Annotated in this window: 16 protein-coding genes and 1 pseudogene; 9 read left to right on the top strand and 8 right to left on the bottom strand. The window is 68.6% G+C overall.

Annotation, left to right across the window (positions count from 1 at the left end):
• Window positions 1-39 precede the first annotated feature (39 nt).
• The 3 genes from F3J10_RS12865 to F3J10_RS12855 all read right to left on the bottom strand — a co-directional run bounded on the left by F3J10_RS12865 (window position 40) and on the right by F3J10_RS12855 (window position 2,705).
• The gene (locus F3J10_RS12865) at window positions 40-1,047 is read right to left on the bottom strand and encodes a CocE/NonD family hydrolase (RefSeq protein ID WP_167242251.1); all 1,008 of its coding nucleotides are present in this window, start codon (window positions 1,045-1,047) and stop codon (window positions 40-42) included.
• A 274-nt stretch (window positions 1,048-1,321) separates the two neighbouring features.
• Window positions 1,322-2,425: an L-dopachrome tautomerase-related protein gene (locus F3J10_RS12860; RefSeq protein WP_345791205.1), complete on the bottom strand. Its 1,104-nt coding sequence runs from the start codon at window positions 2,423-2,425 to the stop codon at window positions 1,322-1,324.
• 55 nt (window positions 2,426-2,480) lie between these two features.
• On the bottom strand, window positions 2,481-2,705 hold the full coding sequence (locus tag F3J10_RS12855; RefSeq protein ID WP_146129381.1) for a hypothetical protein: 225 nt from the start codon (window positions 2,703-2,705) through the stop codon (window positions 2,481-2,483).
• Here F3J10_RS12855 and F3J10_RS12850 point away from each other — a divergent pair.
• A complete protein-coding gene (locus F3J10_RS12850; protein ID WP_025097913.1) occupies window positions 2,704-3,498 on the top strand; it encodes a glycine betaine ABC transporter substrate-binding protein in 795 nt (264 codons plus the stop codon). The genes F3J10_RS12855 and F3J10_RS12850 overlap by 2 nt on opposite strands.
• Here F3J10_RS12850 and F3J10_RS12845 read toward each other — a convergent pair.
• On the bottom strand, window positions 3,474-4,388 hold the full coding sequence (locus F3J10_RS12845) for a LysR family transcriptional regulator (protein WP_167242262.1): 915 nt from the start codon (window positions 4,386-4,388) through the stop codon (window positions 3,474-3,476). The genes F3J10_RS12850 and F3J10_RS12845 overlap by 25 nt on opposite strands.
• A gap of 458 nt (window positions 4,389-4,846) precedes the next feature.
• Between F3J10_RS12845 and F3J10_RS12840 the strand changes: the two genes are divergently transcribed.
• Window positions 4,847-6,250 (top strand): glycerophosphodiester phosphodiesterase family protein, encoded by a 1,404-nt coding sequence (locus F3J10_RS12840; RefSeq protein WP_025097911.1) that lies wholly within the window; start codon window positions 4,847-4,849, stop codon window positions 6,248-6,250.
• Between the two features lie 750 nt (window positions 6,251-7,000).
• Window positions 7,001-8,905 (top strand): S53 family serine peptidase, encoded by a 1,905-nt coding sequence (locus tag F3J10_RS12835; protein ID WP_167232089.1) that lies wholly within the window; start codon window positions 7,001-7,003, stop codon window positions 8,903-8,905.
• Between the two features lie 180 nt (window positions 8,906-9,085).
• On the opposite strand, the gene F3J10_RS12830 is transcribed toward F3J10_RS12835, so the two are convergent.
• Window positions 9,086-9,931 (bottom strand): helix-turn-helix transcriptional regulator, encoded by an 846-nt coding sequence (locus F3J10_RS12830; RefSeq protein ID WP_167242249.1) that lies wholly within the window; start codon window positions 9,929-9,931, stop codon window positions 9,086-9,088.
• A 156-nt stretch (window positions 9,932-10,087) separates the two neighbouring features.
• Here F3J10_RS12830 and F3J10_RS12825 point away from each other — a divergent pair, with 156 nt between their 5' ends.
• The 4 genes from F3J10_RS12825 (at window position 10,088) to F3J10_RS12810 (ending at window position 13,817) form a co-directional block, all read left to right on the top strand.
• On the top strand, window positions 10,088-10,783 hold the full coding sequence (locus tag F3J10_RS12825; RefSeq protein ID WP_167232095.1) for a class I SAM-dependent methyltransferase: 696 nt from the start codon (window positions 10,088-10,090) through the stop codon (window positions 10,781-10,783).
• A gap of 152 nt (window positions 10,784-10,935) precedes the next feature.
• Window positions 10,936-11,703 (top strand): glycoside hydrolase, encoded by a 768-nt coding sequence (locus F3J10_RS12820; protein WP_167242248.1) that lies wholly within the window; start codon window positions 10,936-10,938, stop codon window positions 11,701-11,703.
• A 184-nt stretch (window positions 11,704-11,887) separates the two neighbouring features.
• Window positions 11,888-13,150: a multidrug effflux MFS transporter gene (locus F3J10_RS12815; protein WP_166915464.1), complete on the top strand. Its 1,263-nt coding sequence runs from the start codon at window positions 11,888-11,890 to the stop codon at window positions 13,148-13,150.
• Between the two features lie 19 nt (window positions 13,151-13,169).
• Window positions 13,170-13,817 (top strand): DNA-3-methyladenine glycosylase, encoded by a 648-nt coding sequence (locus F3J10_RS12810; RefSeq protein WP_167242247.1) that lies wholly within the window; start codon window positions 13,170-13,172, stop codon window positions 13,815-13,817.
• Window positions 13,818-13,862: 45 nt separating this feature from the next.
• Here the strand turns inward: F3J10_RS12810 and F3J10_RS12805 are convergent, their stop codons facing one another.
• The 3 genes from F3J10_RS12805 to F3J10_RS12795 all read right to left on the bottom strand — a co-directional run bounded on the left by F3J10_RS12805 (window position 13,863) and on the right by F3J10_RS12795 (window position 16,572).
• Entirely contained in the window at window positions 13,863-14,666 is an 804-nt protein-coding gene (locus tag F3J10_RS12805; RefSeq protein WP_103692525.1) for an alpha/beta hydrolase, read from the bottom strand.
• 94 nt (window positions 14,667-14,760) lie between these two features.
• On the bottom strand, window positions 14,761-15,102 hold the full coding sequence (locus F3J10_RS12800; protein ID WP_167232104.1) for a DUF4148 domain-containing protein: 342 nt from the start codon (window positions 15,100-15,102) through the stop codon (window positions 14,761-14,763).
• Between the two features lie 192 nt (window positions 15,103-15,294).
• The gene (locus tag F3J10_RS12795) at window positions 15,295-16,572 is read right to left on the bottom strand and encodes an epoxide hydrolase (RefSeq protein WP_025097902.1); all 1,278 of its coding nucleotides are present in this window, start codon (window positions 16,570-16,572) and stop codon (window positions 15,295-15,297) included.
• A gap of 546 nt (window positions 16,573-17,118) precedes the next feature.
• Here F3J10_RS12795 and F3J10_RS12790 point away from each other — a divergent pair.
• Entirely contained in the window at window positions 17,119-17,619 is a 501-nt protein-coding gene (locus F3J10_RS12790) for a DUF3331 domain-containing protein (protein WP_161783269.1), read from the top strand.
• A 284-nt stretch (window positions 17,620-17,903) separates the two neighbouring features.
• A pseudogene (locus F3J10_RS12785) lies at window positions 17,904-18,253 on the top strand (cytochrome c biogenesis protein DipZ); the annotation flags it as partial.

Genomic DNA, 18,253 nt, shown 5'->3' with positions numbered 1-18,253 from the left:
CGTCGAACGCGTCGCGCGTGCGCACCTCGGCAGGCGCGTTTATCCGGCCTGCCCGCCGACCTGGCGCAGGTCGACCACCGGCTCGAACGGCAGCCCGAGCGAGCGGAAGAAGGCCCCCACCTGCGGCAGCCAGAGCAGCACGCCCGCCGGCGTATCGAAGAAGTCGTGCGAATTGCTGCCGAACACGCCGATATCGACATACCGCGCCTCGGCGGCCGGCCCGCGCGCCTGCTCGCGATAGGCGCCGAACATGCGCTGCGGCAAAGGTTGCGGCCACAACTGGTCGTTATCGCCGTAGAACCACAGCGAGGGGTAATGCGCCGCGCCGCCGTAGCGCGCGTAGGTGTCGACCAGCGCGTCCTGCCAGCCGGCGCACGCGCTCTTGCGCACCCCGCCCGAGAAGTTCACCAGCCCCAGCACGCCGGGAATGCGCCGCGTGCCGAGCGCGATGGTGGTCAGCCCGCCGTCGGATTGCCCGGCGATCACGATGCGCGAACGATCCACGTAAGGCAGCTTGACCAGCGAATCGATCGCGGCCGCCACGTCGGCGGCTTCGTCGATGCCATGGCGGGCGCTGTCGCAGCGATCGCCGTGATAGACGCCGCCCGAGCCCGCGAAACCCGCGCGCATCGGAATCGCCACCACGTAGCCGCGCCGCACGAACTGGGCCGCCACGCGCAGATGGCGCGAGCGCGGCTGCCGACGCGCGTCGCCGGGGTTCTTGCCGTGGTTGAGCACCACCAAGGGGAACGGCCCGGGGCCGGGCGGCTTGAAGACGGTGGTCTGCAATTCGATGGCGCCATTGCCTGGGTTGCCCGGGTTGCCTGGATAGCGCGGCAGCATCAGCACCTGTTCGCCGAGCCGCGCGTCGAGTTCCGGTGCCGCCTGCGTGCTGCTGTCGACGGGATTCGCGCCGGCGGCCGGGACGCAACCGGCGGCGGCGATGCCAAGTGCCAGCGCCAGCGCGGCGAGCACCGGCGCGCGGCGCGGGCGGATCACGCCGGTCGGGCCGGCAAGCCGGCGCGGGGAAAGGAATCGTGTCTTCAAGGGGCTGCCTTGCGGGTCGGGAATGAGCGAGGATCGGGGCGCGGCGCATGACGGCCGCCACCGCATCACAACGCACGCCAGCCGGCGATTATTCCATCGCCGGCGACGGCCGGGCGCGTTGCGCTTCGCCCTGCCGTGCCTGGCTGCGGATCGTCGCCGGCGCCCCTCGCCGCGCCCCGTCGAACCCGCGCCTTCGCGCCGGCCCGCTGCGATCCGCCATGTTCGGCGAACCCCGCCGCCGCATGCGCGAACCGCGCGCCGGCGGCCTCCCGACTCAATCCGCCGGCAAGCGAACCCGATACAAGGCGATCGGCAGCCGCATCGTCGAATGGCCGTGGTTGAACACCGGCGCACCGTCGATCTGCGGCACCGGCAGGTAGAGATGGCCCCGGCCGTCCAGGAAGGGCGCGTCGACCCAGCGCAGCCGCGCATCGCGCGCGAGCCGGGTGATCCGGCCGTCGGGCGCGCGGCGCATCAGCGTGTTGTCGGCCAGCGGCGTGTAGTAAAGGTTGCCGGCCGCGTCCATCGCGGTGCCGCCCACCGGCGGCAGCGCGAACCAGCGCCGCACGTGGCGCGCGAGTTCGGCATCGCTGAGGCGGTCGTCGTCGAGGTAGCGCGTCTCGATCCGCGACATCGGCCCCGACAACGGCCCGAAGTAGAAGGTCTTGCCGTCCGGGCTCAGTTCGAGCGGATCGGCGTTCACGCGCAACGGCCGGCCATCGGGCCCGCGCAGCACGCGCCCTGCCACCACGATGCGCGCATCGGGCGCCGCCTGCGCGAAGGCCATGCCGTCGAAACGGCGCCGCACCGCGCCGCTGTCGAGATCGAGTACCAGGATCGCGCCCTCGCCCGCGTCGGTCAGATAGGCGTGCCGGCCGTGGATGCGCACGTCGTCGACATAGGTATGCGCGCGAATCGCGCTGGCCGGAAACGGGTAGACGCGCAGCACGCGGTCCTCGCGCGGATCGACCTGCACCAGCTTCGCGCCGTTCGGCACCGGCGTGCCGCCGAACTCGGGCGAGCCGGTGTCGACGATCCACAAGCTGCCGTCGGCCTCGCGATGGATCGCGTTGATGCTGACGAAGGCTCGCGCCGCGTCGGCGCCGGGCGTCCAGCCGTTCCAGGCCGCATCGGGATAGGGGGCGAGCCGGCCATCGGCTTCGATGGTGGCCAGCGCCGGCCCGGTGCCGCCGGTCCATTTCGGGGAACTGACGAAGATGCGTCCGCGCGCGTCGAGCGCCACGGCATTCCAGGGCATGGTGGTCGATTGCGCGACCAGTTCGAGCGCGGTGGTGTCGGCCGCGCCGGCGGCCGGGGCGCCGAAGCTGCAGGCCACGAGCAGCGCGAGCAGGGAGGAAAGAAGGATTCGAGGTGTCACGAGAGGCTCCCGCCGGAATTCCCACGCGGCCCGATTGCCGCGTTTCGGCCGCCGATTATCGACAGCCGGGCGAGCGCGAAACACCGCGCATCGACGGAAACAGCTTCGTCGCCGCGACGAAAATCGCGGCATCGGGAATGTTCCGAATCGCCGCTTCCGGCCGATGTCGCCAGCGCGTCTTCAACGCGCCGCCGAAAATGTTTCCGGGCCGCGCGGCTGGATCGCGGCGCCTGCCGTTCGCATGATGAGGCCATCCCCATCCATCAACGGAGCCCTTCATGCCCGCCTCGCCCACCATCACGCTGGCCACCATCGACCTGAGCTTCCATCATGCCGCGGCCGGCGTGGTGCGCGCCGTGCTCGAACGGCACGGCGTGGCCGTCACCGAGCGCCGCGCGGCGCACGAGGCCGCCTTCGCGATGCTCGCCGACGATTCGGCCGACCTGCTCTGCAGCGCCTGGCTGCCGGGCAGCCACGGCCGGTATGTCGACCCGCTAGCGGACGGCTTCGAGAAGCTGGCGGTGCTCTACACGCCTTATGCGTTGTGGGGCGTGCCGGCCTACGTGAGCGCCGACGAGCTCGCCTCGGTGGCCGACCTGGCGAAACCGGCCGTGCGCCGCCGCATGACGCCGCTGATCCAGGGCATCGGCCCGGGCGCCGGCATCAGCCGCTTCTCGCGCGAGATCATCGACCATTACGGCCTGGCCGCGCTCGGCTACCGCTTCGAGAACGGCACGCTGGCGGATTGCGTGGCGGCCTTCGAACGCGCCGTGGCCGCGCGCGCCTGGGCCGTGGTGCCGCTCTGGCGGCCGCAGTTCCTGTTCGCGCGCCATGAGATCCGCGAGCTGGCCGAGCCGAACGGCCTGCTGCGCGGCACCGACCAGGCCACCCTGCTGATCCGGCGCAGCCGCCTCGACGACCTGCCGCCGGCCGCGATCGCCGAGCTGCGCGCGCTCTCGCTCGGCAATGCCGCCGTCACTCGACTCGACCTGGCCGTGCACCAGGGCCGCGATGCGCTCGAGGCCGGCCGCGCCTGGCTGGCCGGCGCTCAGGCCGACGGCGCGTCGAGGTAGTCGCGCACCCGCGCCTGCAGCGCATCGCGCAAGGCGGTCACGGTGGGCGAGATCAGCGTGCGATGGGTGGTCACCAGATGCAGCGGCGCCGGCTCGCCCTGGTGGTCGGCCAGTGCCTGCACCAGGGTGCCGGCGCGCAGGCTGGCCAGCACGTCGAGCCGCGACTTGTAGGTCAGGCCATGGCCGGCCAGCGCCCAGCGATGCACCAGCTCGCCGTCGTCGGCCACGCGGTCGCCGCTCACCTTCACCGGGTGCGCCTGGCCGGCCGCGTCGAAGAAGGTCCATTGCTGGTGGATCGTATCGCCGAGCGCGAGACGCAGGCAGTTGTGCGTAGCCAATTCGGCCGGCGTGCGCGGCATGCCGTGCTCGGCGAAATAACGGGGCGCGGCGCACAGCACGCGCCGGTTGTCGGGCGCGAGCGGCAGCGCGACCAGCGCGGAATCCTGCGGCGGCCCGTAACGCACGGCCAGGTCGACGGGCTGCCGGTACAGGTCGGCGATGCGATCCGAGAGCCGCACGTTCAGGCGTACCGCGGGATGCTCGGCGAGAAAGGCGTCGAGCCAGCCGAACAGCAGGTTGCGGCCCAGGTCCGAGGGCACCGACAAGGACACCTCGCCGCCGATCGTGTGCCGGCCCGCCGCGATCGCGGTGCGTCCCGCCTCGGCCGCGGCCAGCATGCCGCGCGCGTATTCGAGGTAGCGCTCGCCGTCGGGCGTGAGCCGCAGGTTGCGCGTCGAGCGCGTCAGCAGGCGCGTGCCGAGCGCGGCCTCGAGCCGCTTGAGCGCGGCACTGGCCACCGCGGGCGTGATGTCGAGCGCGCGCGCGGCGGCCGACAGGCTGCCGTTGTCGGCCGTGCGCACGAATACGCCGATGTCTTCGAGTCTTTCGATCATGCCGGGTCGATGAAGTGGGCCTGGGTTCGGGAGGCGATTGTCGCATTCAGGCATCGCGAGCCGGGCGACACGAAGCGGAAGGCGGAAATACGAAGACAGCAAAACGAAAGCACGATGAAATATCGAAAATGGATGGAATGCCCCGGCCCGTGTCGATAGGAAAAAACTGAAAGCTCCGACCGACGCCACCTGCCGCGCCCCGCCATCGCCCTTCTCCCATACCATCATGGCTGGATTGCGTTTCGCTCGAAACAGCATCGCCCGACGCATGTTCTGTCACATTACAAAATTAGCATTTCATTTTTTCAACATTCATACTCGAACAGCTCGACTGTCAGAATTCGTTGACATTCGGCGAACGCGGCTTTCACGGCCGCGTGCGTATCGAGCCGTTGTTGTGCAAGCCGCGTGTCCCGTTTCGACAACCCACCTACTCGATGAAAAAGAACATCGCCATGACATTCTCAAGGACCGGTATTTCCTGTCTGCTGCTCGCCCTGGTCGGCAGCGTGGCCCTGACCGCCTGCGGCGGCGACGACGATCCCGCCACGCCGCCGCCGGCCCAGACGCCCACCGCGCTGAAGACGCTCGACGGCAATGCGCCGCTGGTGATCGGCCATCGCGGCCTGCCGGGCCTGTATCCCGAGGAAACGCAGGTGTCCTACGAAGCGGCCGCCGATGCCGGCGCCGATTCGCTCGAGGAAGACCTGCACCTGAGCCGCGACTGTGTGCTGGTGGTGCGCCACAACCCCTGGCTCAGCGACAACACCAACGTCGCCGACGTCGCCAAGACCAATGCCGACGTCGCCTCGCGCAAGCGCACCGTGCCCGGCGTGCGCGTGCCGGTGAAGTGGACCACCACGGCCACCACCGGCCCCTCGACCTACCTGTCCGACCTGACCAACCCGGCGGACCCGAAGTCGGTGCTGAAGTCGCTGATCGTCGACGGCGAGGACCACACCAACGACTGGTCGATCACCGACTTCACGGTAGCCGAGCTCAAGCAGTGGATCCGCGGCACCACCTACGACGCCAAGGACGTGCGCCCCACCGCGCTGAACGGCCAGTTCCCGATCCTGACCATGCAGGAGGTGTACGACATCGCGCGCGCGAAGTCGGCCGTCACCGGCAAGCCGTTCACGATCTACCCGGAATCGAAGAACCCCTACTGGAACAACCAGCAGGCGATCGCCAACGGCTGCGGCACGGGCACCCATCCGTTCGAGGACGCGATCGTCAAGTTCCTCAACGACAACAACCTGAACACGCGCACCGCGCCGGTGTTCGTGCAGAGCTTCGACCCGGCCAGCCTGAAATACATGCGCGCGCGCGGCGTGCAATCGCGCATGGTGCAGCTGATCGACGGCAACGGCGTCAACTACCAGACCGGCGAGATGATCTACCAGACCAACGACGACTACGCCTTCGTCGACGGCCGCCCCTACAGCTGGACCATCAACGGCGATTCGCGCTGGTTCGGCGACCTGCTGACGCCGGCCGGCCTGGCCGACATCAAGACCTACGCCGACGGCATCGGTCCGTGGAAGCCGCAGGTGTTCGCCTGGAAGGTCACGCCGTGGAAGGACAAGAACGCCGACGGCACGCCCTACGCGGGCTCGCTGGCCGACGTGAACTCGGTCGAGCCGACCAGCCTGATCGCCGATGCGCACAAGGCCGGCCTGTTCGTCCACTCGTACACGTTCCGCAACGAGGCGCGCTACCTGCCCGGCAAGTACAAGGGTGATCCGGTGGGCGAATACCTCGACGCCTACCGCGCCGGCATCGACGGCGTGTTCTCCGATTTCACGAACACCGCCGTGGCCGCGCGCGCGCAGTACCTGAAGGAAACCGGCCGCTAAGCGCGCCGCCCGGGCCGCGACGCGCGCCGCACGGCATGCAGTCCATCGCGGCCCGGGGATCGATGCACCGACATGAAACCGCCTCGCCGGCGGCGCTGGATTTCAGCGCCGCCGGTCCCGCCAGCTTCCCGCCTCGGCAGATTCACTGCCGCTTTCAATAAACAGTCGTTTGAATTGGAATTGCATTCCGGCAATTACGGATCAAATCGCCAATTAGCGAATTCATTCTGATACGAGTATTTATCCGGCTGTCCGGCGGATCGGCCCGCCTGGCCCACCCTGCCCGTTCCGACAGGCACGGCGCGGCATCACTTCCGGATATTTACATCGAGCCGTCAATTCATTACGAAAACCATTCAGATTGTCTTATCTAACTTTTTTAGATATTCCTGAAAAAAGTTTGTGACGCTGATTTGACGATGCTACTATCCACGTCGAAATCGACCGGCGATTTTCTGTAGTCGTTCCCTGATTGAGATTCGAAAAAAAACCGGCGCCATCCTGGCCGATGGCAAACCGGCGTCGTATCGGCTGGCGGGCTCGTCCCGTGGTGCCAGCCCGCTTCCGCGTCACGGCTTCACACGAATTGCTTAGCAATCCGCATCAATGGGTCTCTTTGCAGAACACCGTGCGTGTCTCGACCGGCGCGATCCGCCGGCCCCGCCGCGCGCGGACGAACCTGCGCGATGCCTACCGCAGAGCGCAGCGGCAGTGACGAAGTCGTCCAATCATCCGAGGGGGAATCATCCAATGAATCGTGTTTCCGGTAATGTTCGCCAGCATTTCACCAAGCTCCTGATCGCATCGGCCGCGCTCGCCGCATTCGGCATGCAGGCCGGCCATGCGGCCACGCAACAAGGGTGGACCACCACCCGTACCAAGGCCTTCCTGCCTCTCGTGCAACCCGCCGCGAGCACCGCGGCCGCAGCCTCGATCACGTCCTCCGCCGGCCTCACCCAGGCAGCCTCCAGCCTCGATCTCGCGAGCGGCTCCGCCGTTCACGTGACGGTGGGCCTCAAGCTGCGCAACGAGGCCCGGCTCGACCAGTTCATCGCCAAGCTCCAGCACGGCAGCGGCGGCGGCTTCCTCACGCCGGCGCAGTTCGCCGAGCAATATGGTCCGACCCAGGCGCAGGCCGACGCGGTGGCGGCGCACCTGCGCGCCTCCGGCTTCACCAATGTGCAGATCGCGCCGAACCGCCTGTTCGTGACGGCCGACGGCACGGCCGGCACGGTCAAGCAGGCCTTCAACACGCAACTCAAGCAGTTCACCACCGCCAAGGGCCGCCGCGCGTTCGCCAACGCGCAGGATGCGCAGGTGCCGAGCTCGCTTGGCGGCGTGGTCGACACCGTCCTGGGCCTGCAGGACGTGGTGGTCGCGCACACCTACCACCATCGCTTCCAGCCGTCCGAGCAGCAGGGCGAGGCGGCAGCCTCGCTGACGCGCGCCGTCGCGGCCGGCACCGCCACGGGCCACAACCCGGTGCAGTTCTCGTCGATCTACGACGCGGGCTCGACGCCGAGCGCCGCCAACACCACGGTCGGCATCATCACCTACGGCAGCCAGACCCAGACGGTGAAGGACCTGAACACCTTCGCGAGCGCCAACCATCTCTCGGCGGTGTCCTCGCAGGTGATCAACACGGGTGGCTCGGGCCGCACCTACAACAGCGGCGACCTCGAATGGCAGCTCGACAGCCAGTCGATCGTCGGCGCGGCGGGCGGCGCGGTGCAGAAGGTGGTGTTCTACAACGCACCGGACGATGCGCAGACCGACCAGGCCCTGCTCGACGATATCTCGAACGCCTTCAATCGCGCGGTCAGCGACAACGTGGCGAAGGTGATCAACGTCTCGCTGGGCTGGTGCGAAACCGATTCGGACGCCTCCAGCATCCGCTCGGCCGACAACAACATCTTCAAGCAGGCGGTCGCGCAGGGCCAGACCTTCTCGGTGTCGAGCGGCGACGAAGGCGCCTACGAGTGCAGCACCAGCCGCGTCTCGGGCGTGGGCGGCGTGCCGAACACCACGCACTACTCGGTGTCGGCGCCGGCCAGCTCGCCGTACGTGATCGCCGTGGGCGGCACCACGCTCTACACCTCGGGCAGCACCTGGGCCAACGAGACGGTGTGGAACGAAGGGCTGCAGGCGATCGGCTACTACGACAACGAAGGCGACTACGATTCGACCAAGCGCCTGTGGGCCACCGGCGGCGGCTACAGCACGGTCGAGGCGGCGCCGTCGTGGCAATCGTCGAGCGTCACCGGCACCTCGAGCGGCCGCGCGCTGCCCGACATCGCCTTCGACGCGGCATCGAGCACCGGTGCGATCCTGTACTACAACGGCAGCACCACCGACGGCAGCGGCAACCCGAACCAGGTCGGCGGCACCAGCCTGGCCTCGCCGATCTTCGTGGGCATCTGGGCGCGCCTGCAATCGGCCAACGGCAATGCGCTCGGCTTCCCGGCCGCGAGCCTCTACCAGTACTTCCCGAGCAATGCGTCCCTGCTGCACGACGTGACCTCGGGCAACAACGGCAGCGGCAGCTACAAGGGTTTCGCCGCCGCCACCGGCTGGGACGGCTCGACGGGCTTCGGCAGCATCGACATCTCCAAGCTCTACAGCTTCATCAAGAGCCATTCGGATTTCGCGCGCTGATCGCGAGCCGACACGCGTGAATCGGCCGGTCGGGATTCGATGACCGGCGCTGATGCGCGCGTGCGATGCCTCCATCGCGCCGCTTCCTCCCGGGAGCGGCGCGTTTTTCATGGTGCGCGGCGCTCCACGAAAAAACCGGCCGAAGCCGGTTGTCCATGAAGGCGGCACGCAAGCGCCCGCTCAACGACGGCCCGCGCCCCACTCCGCCATGTAGCGGGCCGGCGGCGCGCCGAGCGTCCTGCGAAACATCGTGACGAAGGTGCTGGCGCTCTCGTAGCCGAGCTCGTCCGCGACCTGCTGGATCGACATGCCGTTCGCCAGCCATTGCACGGCCAGCATCAGGTGGAGCTGCTGGCGCCAGCGGCCGAAGCTCATGCCGGTCTGCTCCGTGACGCGACGTGCCAGGGTGCGCTCGCTCAGGCCCGCGCGCCGCGCCCACACGCGGATCGTGCCGCGATCGGCGGGCCTGGCCATGATCGCCTCCGCGATCCCGCGCAGGCGCGTGTCGCCCGGCATCGGCAGGTGCAGCTTGCCGGCCGGCGCGAGCGCCAGTTCATCGAGCAGCAGGGTCATCAGATGCGCGGCGAGACCGCCGTCGGGATACTCGACGGGCAGGCTGGCGGAGCGGATCACCAGCTCGCGCAGCAGCGGCGTGGTCGCCAGCACGCAACAATCGGCGGGCAAGGCCCCGGCCGCCTCGGGATCGACGAACACCACGTAGCACTCGAGCATGCCGGCGGAAACGAACTTGTGCCGGATGCCGCCCGGGATCCAGATCGCGCTTTGCGGCGGCACGATCCAGAAGCCGCCGTCCACCTCGCAGGTGAACACGCCGCGCAGCGCCAGCAGCAGCTCGCCCTTGTGGTGCTGGTGAAATTCCATCGCCGCGCGATAGCGCAGATCGCCGGCGGGGCCGCCGTGATCCTCCAGCACGATATCGGCGGCGCCGATCGTGACCACCGGCCGCGGCACGCGATCCGGGTCCACCCAGTCGTCAAGCGAGGCAAGTCCGCTCAGGAAAGGCATGTCGATGTTCCCGCCGCGAGGGCGTTCCGGTGATTGGCAAGAATTCCATACAGTTTGGCATCTTCGCCCAATGCCAGGCCGCGTCCACGCCCTTACGCTAGGCAGGCGATCGCAAGCGGCATCCTCTCTACGACATCATTTGGACTACTCCTCATCATGAATTCATTGAACACGACCCGCGTGGCCGACACGCTGCAGCGGCTGTTCCAGCAGGCCGAACAGGCCGACCAGGCGCTGCTGGCGCAGTTCGAGGCCGAGCATGCCGGCGGATCGCTCGACGACGCCCTGCGCGAGGTGTTCGCCGAGGAAGCGCGCGACCTGCAAGGCTACTATCGCGGCCTGGCCGACAACTTCCTGAACGTCACGCCGCAATACGGCCGCTTCCTCTACCAATGCGCCCGCGCGCGCAAGGCTAGGCGGATCGTGGAGTTCGGCACCTCGATGGGCGTCTCGACGCTGCATCTGGCGGCCGCGCTGCGCGACAACGGCGGCGGGCGGCTGATCGGCACCGAGCTGGAGGCGGGCAAGGCCGCCCGGGCGCGCGCCAACCTCGAGGCCGCGGGGCTCGAGGACCTGGTCGAGATCCGCGTGGGCGACGCGCGGCAGACGCTTGCCGAACTCGACGGCGAGATCGACCTGGTGCTGCTCGACGGCGCGTTCAGCCTGTACCTGCCGATCCTGAAGCTGCTGGAGCCGCATCTCGCGCCGGGCACGCCGATCCTGGCGGAGAATGCCGTCGAGCGGGGCAACGCCTACCTCGACTACGTCCGCGACCCGGCCAACGGCTATCTGTCCCAGCCGATCCCGATCAGCGAGGGCCGCGGCAACGAACTGAGCGTCGCGACCTGGTGATGACGTTCCAGGCCGGGCCGATATTGCATCGATAATCGAATGAACCGGTTTTCCGGGGCACCGGATCCCGGTTCGGCGCCTAATCTATCAAGGCTCGTGCTTGCCGGCGAGCAAACCGAACCCGCCGCAACCCGTCAACCTGGAGACCCGCCATGCCGCTGAATCCGCTGCGCCGCGCCCTGTGGCTGCTGCCGCTCTCGATCCTGCTCGGCAACACCGCCTCGGCGCAGAGCTGCATCTCGACGCAATACGGCGCGCTCGCGCAAGGCAGCTACACGATCCAGAACGACGAATGGGGCCTGGCCAACAACCCCGGCGGCTGGCAGCAGGTCTGCACCGGCAGCGCCGCCGGCAACAGCTGGTCGTCGACCTGGTGGTGGGCCACCGGCAGCGGCGGGATCAAGTCCTACCCGAGCATCTATCGCGGCTGGCAGATGGGCGCCTGGTCGCCCGACCCGGGCGGCTTTCCGGTCCAGGTGTCGAGCCAGGCGCCGCTGCCCACCCAGGTCAGCTACAGCATGAGCGGCAACAACCAGTACGACGCGGCCTACGACCTGTTCTTCTCGCCCTCGACCAACCCCGGCTCGCCCTCGGGCGAGATGATGGTCTGGCTCGCCTACTCGGGCAACCGGCCGGCCGGCAACCTGGTGGCTTCCGGCGTGACGCTGGGCGGCATGGACGGTAGTTGGGACGTCTACCAGGGCAGCAACGGCTGGCCGGTGTGGAGCTTCGTGCGCACCGCGCAGACCACCAGCTTCAGCGGCAAGCTCCAGCCCTTCATCTATTACCTTGCCTACACCAAGGGCTGGCTCAACCCAAGCTGGTACACGCTGAACACCCGGTTCGGCGTCGAGGTGATCCAGAGCAACGGCGCCAACGGCTCGGTGAACGTCAGCAGCTTCAGCGCCTCGGCACGCTAGGCATCACGCTTTTCACCAAGCCGACAAATCTTTCATTTTGATTTCGCAATCCCTGCCCCAAAACAGGGATTCGCATCGAGTTTTCAAACGACAGGCACAATATGCGTCGGCGACGCCTCCGCGCCGCCGTTCGCCAGCCGAACGGTCCCGGCCCGCGCCGCCGCTCCGCCCTCTCGATGCCGTCATGAACCACGATACTGCCAGCCGTAGCGTCACCGCCCCGCGCGCGACGAACTCACCCCGTTTCCTGCTGTTCCTGATCTGCCTGTTCGCCTCCGCCGGCCAGCTCGCGATCGACATCTACGTGCCCGCCCTGCCGGCCATGGCGCATTTCTTCTCGACCTCGCCGCAGGCGATCCAGTCGAGCGTATCGGGCTACATGGCGGCCTACGCGCTGGGCCAGCTGATCTTCGGCCCGGTGGCCGACGCCTATGGACGCAAGCGCGTGCTCGCCTTCGGCCTGGTGATCTACACCATCGGCTGCCTGCTCTCGCTGGGCGCGCCGAACCTGGAAACCTTCATCCTGGCGCGCTGCCTGCAGGGCTTCGGCATCGCCACCACCAACCTGCTGGCCAAGGCGATCATCACCGATTCGTTCTCCGGCCAGGCGCTGATGCATGCCTTCACCTACATGTCGATCGCCTGGGGGCTGGCGCCGATCATCGCGCCCGTGATCGGCGCGCACCTGCAGGAATGGTTCGGCTGGAAGGCCTGCCTGGTGTTCCTGCTGGTCTATTCGCTGATCATGTGGGCGCTGCTGTGGCGCTATCGCGAGACCCTGCCCAGACCGGTGAAGCTGGAGCCGCGCACGCTGGTGACGAATGCCGGCAAGGTGCTGTCGAGCCCGGTGTTCCAGAGCTGCTTCCTGGCGCAGGGCGTGTGCTACAGCATCCTGCTGGTGTTCAACATCATCGGGCCGTTCATGGTGCAGAGCACGCTGCACAAGCCGCCCACCTACTTCGGCTACCTGGCGCTGGCGATCGGCGCGATGTACTTCTTCGGCGGCCTGTCGAACCGGATCCACAGCGCGGCGCTGCCGACTTCGGAGCAGCGCCTGCGCATCGGCGCCTACGTGATGGCCGCGGCCTCGGTGGCGATGCTGGTGTTCGCGCTGACCATCGGCCTGCGCGTCTGGACCCTCGCGCTGCCGGTGCTGGTGATGGGCTTCTGCGCCGGCGCGATGTACCCGACGCTGATGGCCAAGGGCAACTCGCTGTTCCCGCATATCGCCGGGCTGACCAGCGCGATCCTCGGCTGCGCGCTGCTGCTGGTGTCCTCGGCGATGATGGGGCTGGCCGGCTTCGTGTCGGTGCGCGAGCTCACGCCGCTGGCGGTGTTCTTCGTGATCCTCGCCGCGGTGGTGGTGGTGATGGTCGGCAAGCTGCTGCGCCACCTGGCCCAAGCCAAGCCGCAGCAGCCGGTCGCCTGCCGCGGCGAGACGGCCTGAGCCGGCCGCCCGCCGCGGCATGGGTTCGCGAACCAACGCGCAACGCTGGCCGGGCAAGCGGCTCGCGCGCGACTTTTTCCTGCGCAGCCCGCTGGAAGTCGCGCCGCAACTGCTCAACAAGGTGCTGGCCGCAGCCGATGGCCGGGCCGGCCGCATCGTCGAGGTGGAGGCCTATCTCGGCGCGATCGATCCGGCCGCGCATACCTATCGCGGCAAGACCCGGCGCAACGCCACCATGTTCGGGCCGCCGGGGCACATGTATGTCTACTTCACCTACGGCATGCACTGGTGCGCCAACTGCGTGTGCGGCCCCGAGGGCGACGGCAGCGGCGTGCTGATCCGCGCGCTGGAACCGCTGCATGGGCTGGAGGCGATGCGCGCGGCGCGTGGCGAGCGGATTCGCGATCGGGATCTGTGTCGCGGGCCGGCACGGCTCACGCAGGCGCTGGCGATCACCGGCGCCCAGGATGGGGTCGATCTGATACGCGCCGACGAGGGGTTCGCGGTGGTGGACGACGGCACCGCGCCGCCGGGAAACCCGGCTTGCAGCACGCGGATCGGGATCAGCGTCGCGAAGGATTTTCCGTGGCGGTGGAGCGTACCGGGGAGCCGATTCGTGTCGGGAACGGCGGTGGTGAATGGGGGCTCGGGGATGGCTTCGGCGTAGCGAAGCACACGCCACGCCGTCCACGCCCGCCCCCCGCCCGCGCCCTTACTTCCCCGCCCCCTCGCCGCGCACCCGCTCGGCCGCCGCCACGATGGCATCGGCCACCGCCCGCGGCTGGCTCAGCATCTCCACATGGCTGGCGCCCACGCGCGTAACCGTCGCGCCGATCCGCTCGGCCATCCGCTGCTGCAGCTTCGGATCGATCATCATGTCCCGGGTCGCCACCACGAAGCTCGACGGCTTGTCGTGCCAGGCCGCCTGCGTGACCTTGTCCTCGATGCAGCCGCCAAACCAGGGCCCCTGCGTGGCCGCCACGACATCCTGCTCGGCACGCGGCAGGTCGGGCGCGAAATCCTCATGGATCGCCTTGTCGGAGAGCGTCATGAAACCCGCCGAATCCTTGCGCAGCTCGCCCACCCAGGCCGGCGGCGGCGCGTCCTTGGTCAGGTCGGCGATCGACTGGCCGTTGTCGGGCGCGAAGGCCGCCACGTAGACCAGCGACTTGACCTTCTCCTCGTTGCCCGCCTGGCTGATCACCACGCCGGCCCAGGAATGGCCGACCAGCACCACCGGCCCGTCCTGCTGCTCGATCACGCGCCGGGTGGCCGCCACGTCGTCGGCCAGCGAGCTGAGCGGATTCTGCACCGCCACCACGTGCAGGCCGCGCGCCTCCAGCAGCGGAATCACCTTGCTCCAGCTCGAGCCGTCGGCGAACGCGCCGTGCACCAGCACGACATTGGTGCCCTTGAGATCGGCCACCGGCGCGGCGCTCGCCACGCCGGTCGCGCCCGCGAACACACCGCCGGCCAGCGCGGCCGAGATCAGCATCCCCTTGATCGAAACCTTCATCGTTACTCCCCCTTCCATGGATTGTCGAAATAAGTCGTGAACTGCGAATGCCTGCGCCGCCGAAGCGGCAGGCGCCAGGCCAACCGCCCTTGCATCAGGAATGCGCGTACACCTCACCGAAGCCCGGCACCTCGTCGCGCGCCGCCTGCGATCGAACCGTCGCGCGACGATGCGCGGCCGGCTTCGGCGCGCGCTCGTCGTCGGCATCGAACTGCGACAGCGACGGGCTGTTCTGGTCGCTGCGCACGCGCACCAGCGCGGCCTGCAGGTCCAGCGGGTATTGCGCGTCGTAGCCCGCCGGGCGGTAGCCGGCCTGCTCGACGCGGACCAGGTCGGCGCGCACCTCGGCGCGCGTCAGGCCCGGCGTGCTGCCGGCGAACGACAGCACGGGCGCGCAGGCAAGCGCGGCAAGGACGAGCAATCGGGTGGTGTTCATGCGTTTCTCCTGATATCGGGCGATGGGTTGCGGGGTTCGGCAGCGGCGCATTCCGCGCGTCGTCCGCATGAAGCCATTTGAACCGCCGGACGTATCCGGAATGTTTCCGGGCGGGGCCTGCCGTGCAAGCCAGTTTTTCCACGGCGGCCCCGGATACGAAACCCTACAAATCCACCGCCCGATCGGACCGGGTCAGGCGTTGCGCAGCGGCCGGAAACCGGCCCGCACTTCCTGCGCGAACAGCAGCGGTTCTTCCCAGGCCGCGAAGTGGCCGCCCTTGTCGACCTCGTTGAAATAGATCAGCTTGTGATAGGCGCGCTCGGCCCAACTGCGCGGCGCCTGGTAGATCTCGCCCGGGAACACCGTGATCGCGGTCGGCAGGGAGATGTCGACGGCATTGAAGTTGTTCGAATGGTCTTCCCAGTAGATCTGCGCGGCCGAGGTGGCCGAGTCGGTCAGCCAGTACAGCGAGATGTCGTCGAGGATCTCGTCGCGCGTCAGCGAGCGCTCGGGCACGCCGCCGCTGTAGGTCCATTGCGAGATCTTGTCGTACATCCACGCGGCCTGGCCCGAGGGCGAATCGGCCAGCGCGTAGCCGACCGTCTGCGGGCGCGTGACCATCATCGCCGAGTAGCCGCAGTTGTCGCGATAGAAGGTGCCGAGCTTGTCGTAGGCGGCCTTCTCCTTCGGCGACAGCCCGGCCGGCGCCGGCGCGTCGAGCTGCAGCAGCCTGGCGATCTCGGGCGGCACGGTGGCCGGCATGTTCACGTGGATGCCGACCAGCCCCTTCACCTTCTGCATCGCCATGCGATGCGAGACCACCGAGCCGCAGTCGCCGCCTTGCGAGACGAAGCGCGTGTAGCCCAGGCGCGCCATCAGCTCGCCCCAGGCGCGCGCGATATGGTCCGAGCCCCAGCCGGTCCTGGTCGGCTTGCCCGAGAAACCGAAACCGGGCAGCGACGGCACCACCACATGGAAGGCATCGTCGGCGCTCGCGCCATATGCCGTCGGGTCCGACAAGGGGCCGATCGCCTTCAGCAGCTCGAAGATCGAGCCGGGCCAGCCGTGCGTCATGATCAGCGGCATCGCGTTCTCGTGGCGCGAGCGCACGTGGATGAACTGGATATCGAGCCCGTCGATCTCGGTCACGAACATCGGGAAGCCGTTCAGTTTGGCCTCGCCCTTGCGCCAGTCGTAGTCGGTGCCCCAGTACTGGATCAGCTGCTGCATGCGCGCGAGGCGCACGCCCTGCGATTCGTCGGCCACGGTCTCGCGCGACGGCCAGCGCGTGGCGGCGATGCGGCGGCGCAGTTCGACCAGGTCGGCATCGGGCACGCGGGCGCTGAAGGGGCGAATCGCGGTATTGCCCGCGGCCGCGCGCGCCGCGGCGGGCAGCATGCCCAGCGCGCCGGCCGCGGCCGATGCCGCGAGCAGGTGGCGCCGCATCGGAGAAAACTCGGAGTGAGACATGGTTCTTATCCTTGTTCCAGTGGTTGATCAGACCGCGTCGCCGGCTCGTCGCGATACCGGCTGGCCGTGGCGGTGACAGCCATTGGAAAGATTCAATGTATCGGGCATGTGTGCGTCATGTACCGCTTTGTATCCGCCCGATCGAAACGCTGAGTTTTCCTGATCTTTTTCGTTTCGCCTTTACGCCTTGCCGCGTACCCGGCATGCCCATGCCGTCGAGGAATTTCCCTTTCGCGACAGTCACCTGCATGCGGCACGCCGGGCGCCGTCGCGTGCCATTCGCGCACGCGGCTTCGCATGGCCGCGCAATGCCGCTCATACGAAGGTATTAAGGCCTCGATATCAATGCATGGGACGCGGCAGATGCAGGTCTCATGGAATCGGGATAGGTGCCGCCGCTATGCTTTTTCCCATCGGTTCACCTGCTGCTGCCGATCGATTCCGGCTCGCCCGGAACCGCCTGGCAAGTGCGCCGCCACCTTGACGACAGCAACGCGACCCGGCCCGCCCGGCTCGCCCCCGCCCCTGAGGACTGGAGAGATATCGATGATGCCGACCGCCCATGAACTGCCCGGTCTCGCCTGTGACGACATCGCGGCGCGCGCGCTGCTCGACATGCTGTTCCCGCCCGTGGGCGGCCTGCCGGCGCGCCCGGCAAGGCGGCGCGCCGCACGTCCGGCACGCGACGAGGCGAGCGCCGCGCGCGAATGTCCGTTCGACGCGCGCCTGTGCCCGGATCATGTCGCCGTGATCGACCGGCCCTCGCCGGGCTCGATCACGGTGACCTGGAGCGATCCGCGCTTCGGCAAGCATTCCGAACAGATCTGGCATACCGCGCTGTCGCACGGCCCCGCCGTCTGCGCCTTGACCGGCCGCGAGATCCCGCGCGGCAGCCGCGTGTTCCGGCCGCGCAAGCGCGATGCCAACGAACCGGCCGACTACCCGTGGATGATCCTGTCCTCGGTGATCGACGCCGGCATCGAGTTGCCGATCGCGAACGCGGCCTGCCGCCGCCAGGCCGGCGCCCTGTTCGGGCAGGCCCGCTGACAAGCAGGCAGACGGGCCCCGAGGCCCGCGGATGACCCGGCAAGTCTCCTGCCGGGCCCGGCGCGTGTTCGTGCCGGCGCCCGGATTTCGCGGGCGCTCCCTCCACCGAGGCGAGCGCCCGTTTTGTATCCCAGTGTGTATCGCACGCCGCCCGTTACAGACGCTTGCGCAAATCCCGCGCGGCGGACAAGCCCCGGATACACCGGCGCGCTGAAATCCTCCCCGTGTCCTCCCTGCCTCGCGCGGCCCGCCGCGCGACCACCGACCTCGACCCGGATCCGATCATGTTGCTGATACTCATCGCCTTCCTCGCCGGCGTGCTCACGGTGCTGAGCCCCTGCATCCTGCCCGTGGTGCCCTTCGTGTTCGCCAGGACCGACGGCCCCTTCGTTCGCACCCGCCTGCCGCTGCTGATCGGCCTGGCGGCCAGCTTCGCGCTGGTCACGGGCCTCGGCGCGGCCGGCCTGGGCGGCATCGCGCAGCTCAGCCGCTACGGGCGCTGGCTCGCGCTCGGCGGCTTCGCGCTGTTCGGCGTCGCGCTGTTGTTCCCGGCCCTGGCCGCCCGCGTCGGCCAGCCGCTGACGCAGGCCGCCAACTGGATCATCGGCCGCTCGCAGCAGGCCGGCCCGCGCCG

The sequence above is a fragment of the Burkholderia sp. Cy-637 genome (assembly GCF_011753175.1).
In the GTDB taxonomy this organism is placed as follows: Bacteria; Pseudomonadota; Gammaproteobacteria; order Burkholderiales; family Burkholderiaceae; genus Burkholderia; species Burkholderia gladioli.
The sequence above is the reverse complement of the archived record's forward strand: the minus strand, read 5'-3'. Positions and strand labels throughout refer to the sequence as shown.

Coding starts and splice junctions, on each gene's coding strand:
- F3J10_RS12795 (WP_025097902.1), bottom strand. CDS start 16,572: ATGTCTCACTCCGAGTTTTCTCCGATGCGGCGCCACCTGCTCGCGGCA.
- F3J10_RS12810 (WP_167242247.1), top strand. CDS start 13,170: ATGGGTTCGCGAACCAACGCGCAACGCTGGCCGGGCAAGCGGCTCGCG.
- F3J10_RS12805 (WP_103692525.1), bottom strand. CDS start 14,666: ATGAAGGTTTCGATCAAGGGGATGCTGATCTCGGCCGCGCTGGCCGGC.
- F3J10_RS12835 (WP_167232089.1), top strand. CDS start 7,001: ATGAATCGTGTTTCCGGTAATGTTCGCCAGCATTTCACCAAGCTCCTG.
- F3J10_RS12815 (WP_166915464.1), top strand. CDS start 11,888: ATGAACCACGATACTGCCAGCCGTAGCGTCACCGCCCCGCGCGCGACG.
- F3J10_RS12800 (WP_167232104.1), bottom strand. CDS start 15,102: ATGAACACCACCCGATTGCTCGTCCTTGCCGCGCTTGCCTGCGCGCCC.
- F3J10_RS12850 (WP_025097913.1), top strand. CDS start 2,704: ATGCCCGCCTCGCCCACCATCACGCTGGCCACCATCGACCTGAGCTTC.
- F3J10_RS12840 (WP_025097911.1), top strand. CDS start 4,847: ATGACATTCTCAAGGACCGGTATTTCCTGTCTGCTGCTCGCCCTGGTC.
- F3J10_RS12830 (WP_167242249.1), bottom strand. CDS start 9,931: ATGCCTTTCCTGAGCGGACTTGCCTCGCTTGACGACTGGGTGGACCCG.
- F3J10_RS12825 (WP_167232095.1), top strand. CDS start 10,088: ATGAATTCATTGAACACGACCCGCGTGGCCGACACGCTGCAGCGGCTG.
- F3J10_RS12790 (WP_161783269.1), top strand. CDS start 17,119: ATGATGCCGACCGCCCATGAACTGCCCGGTCTCGCCTGTGACGACATC.
- F3J10_RS12855 (WP_146129381.1), bottom strand. CDS start 2,705: ATGAAGGGCTCCGTTGATGGATGGGGATGGCCTCATCATGCGAACGGC.
- F3J10_RS12820 (WP_167242248.1), top strand. CDS start 10,936: ATGCCGCTGAATCCGCTGCGCCGCGCCCTGTGGCTGCTGCCGCTCTCG.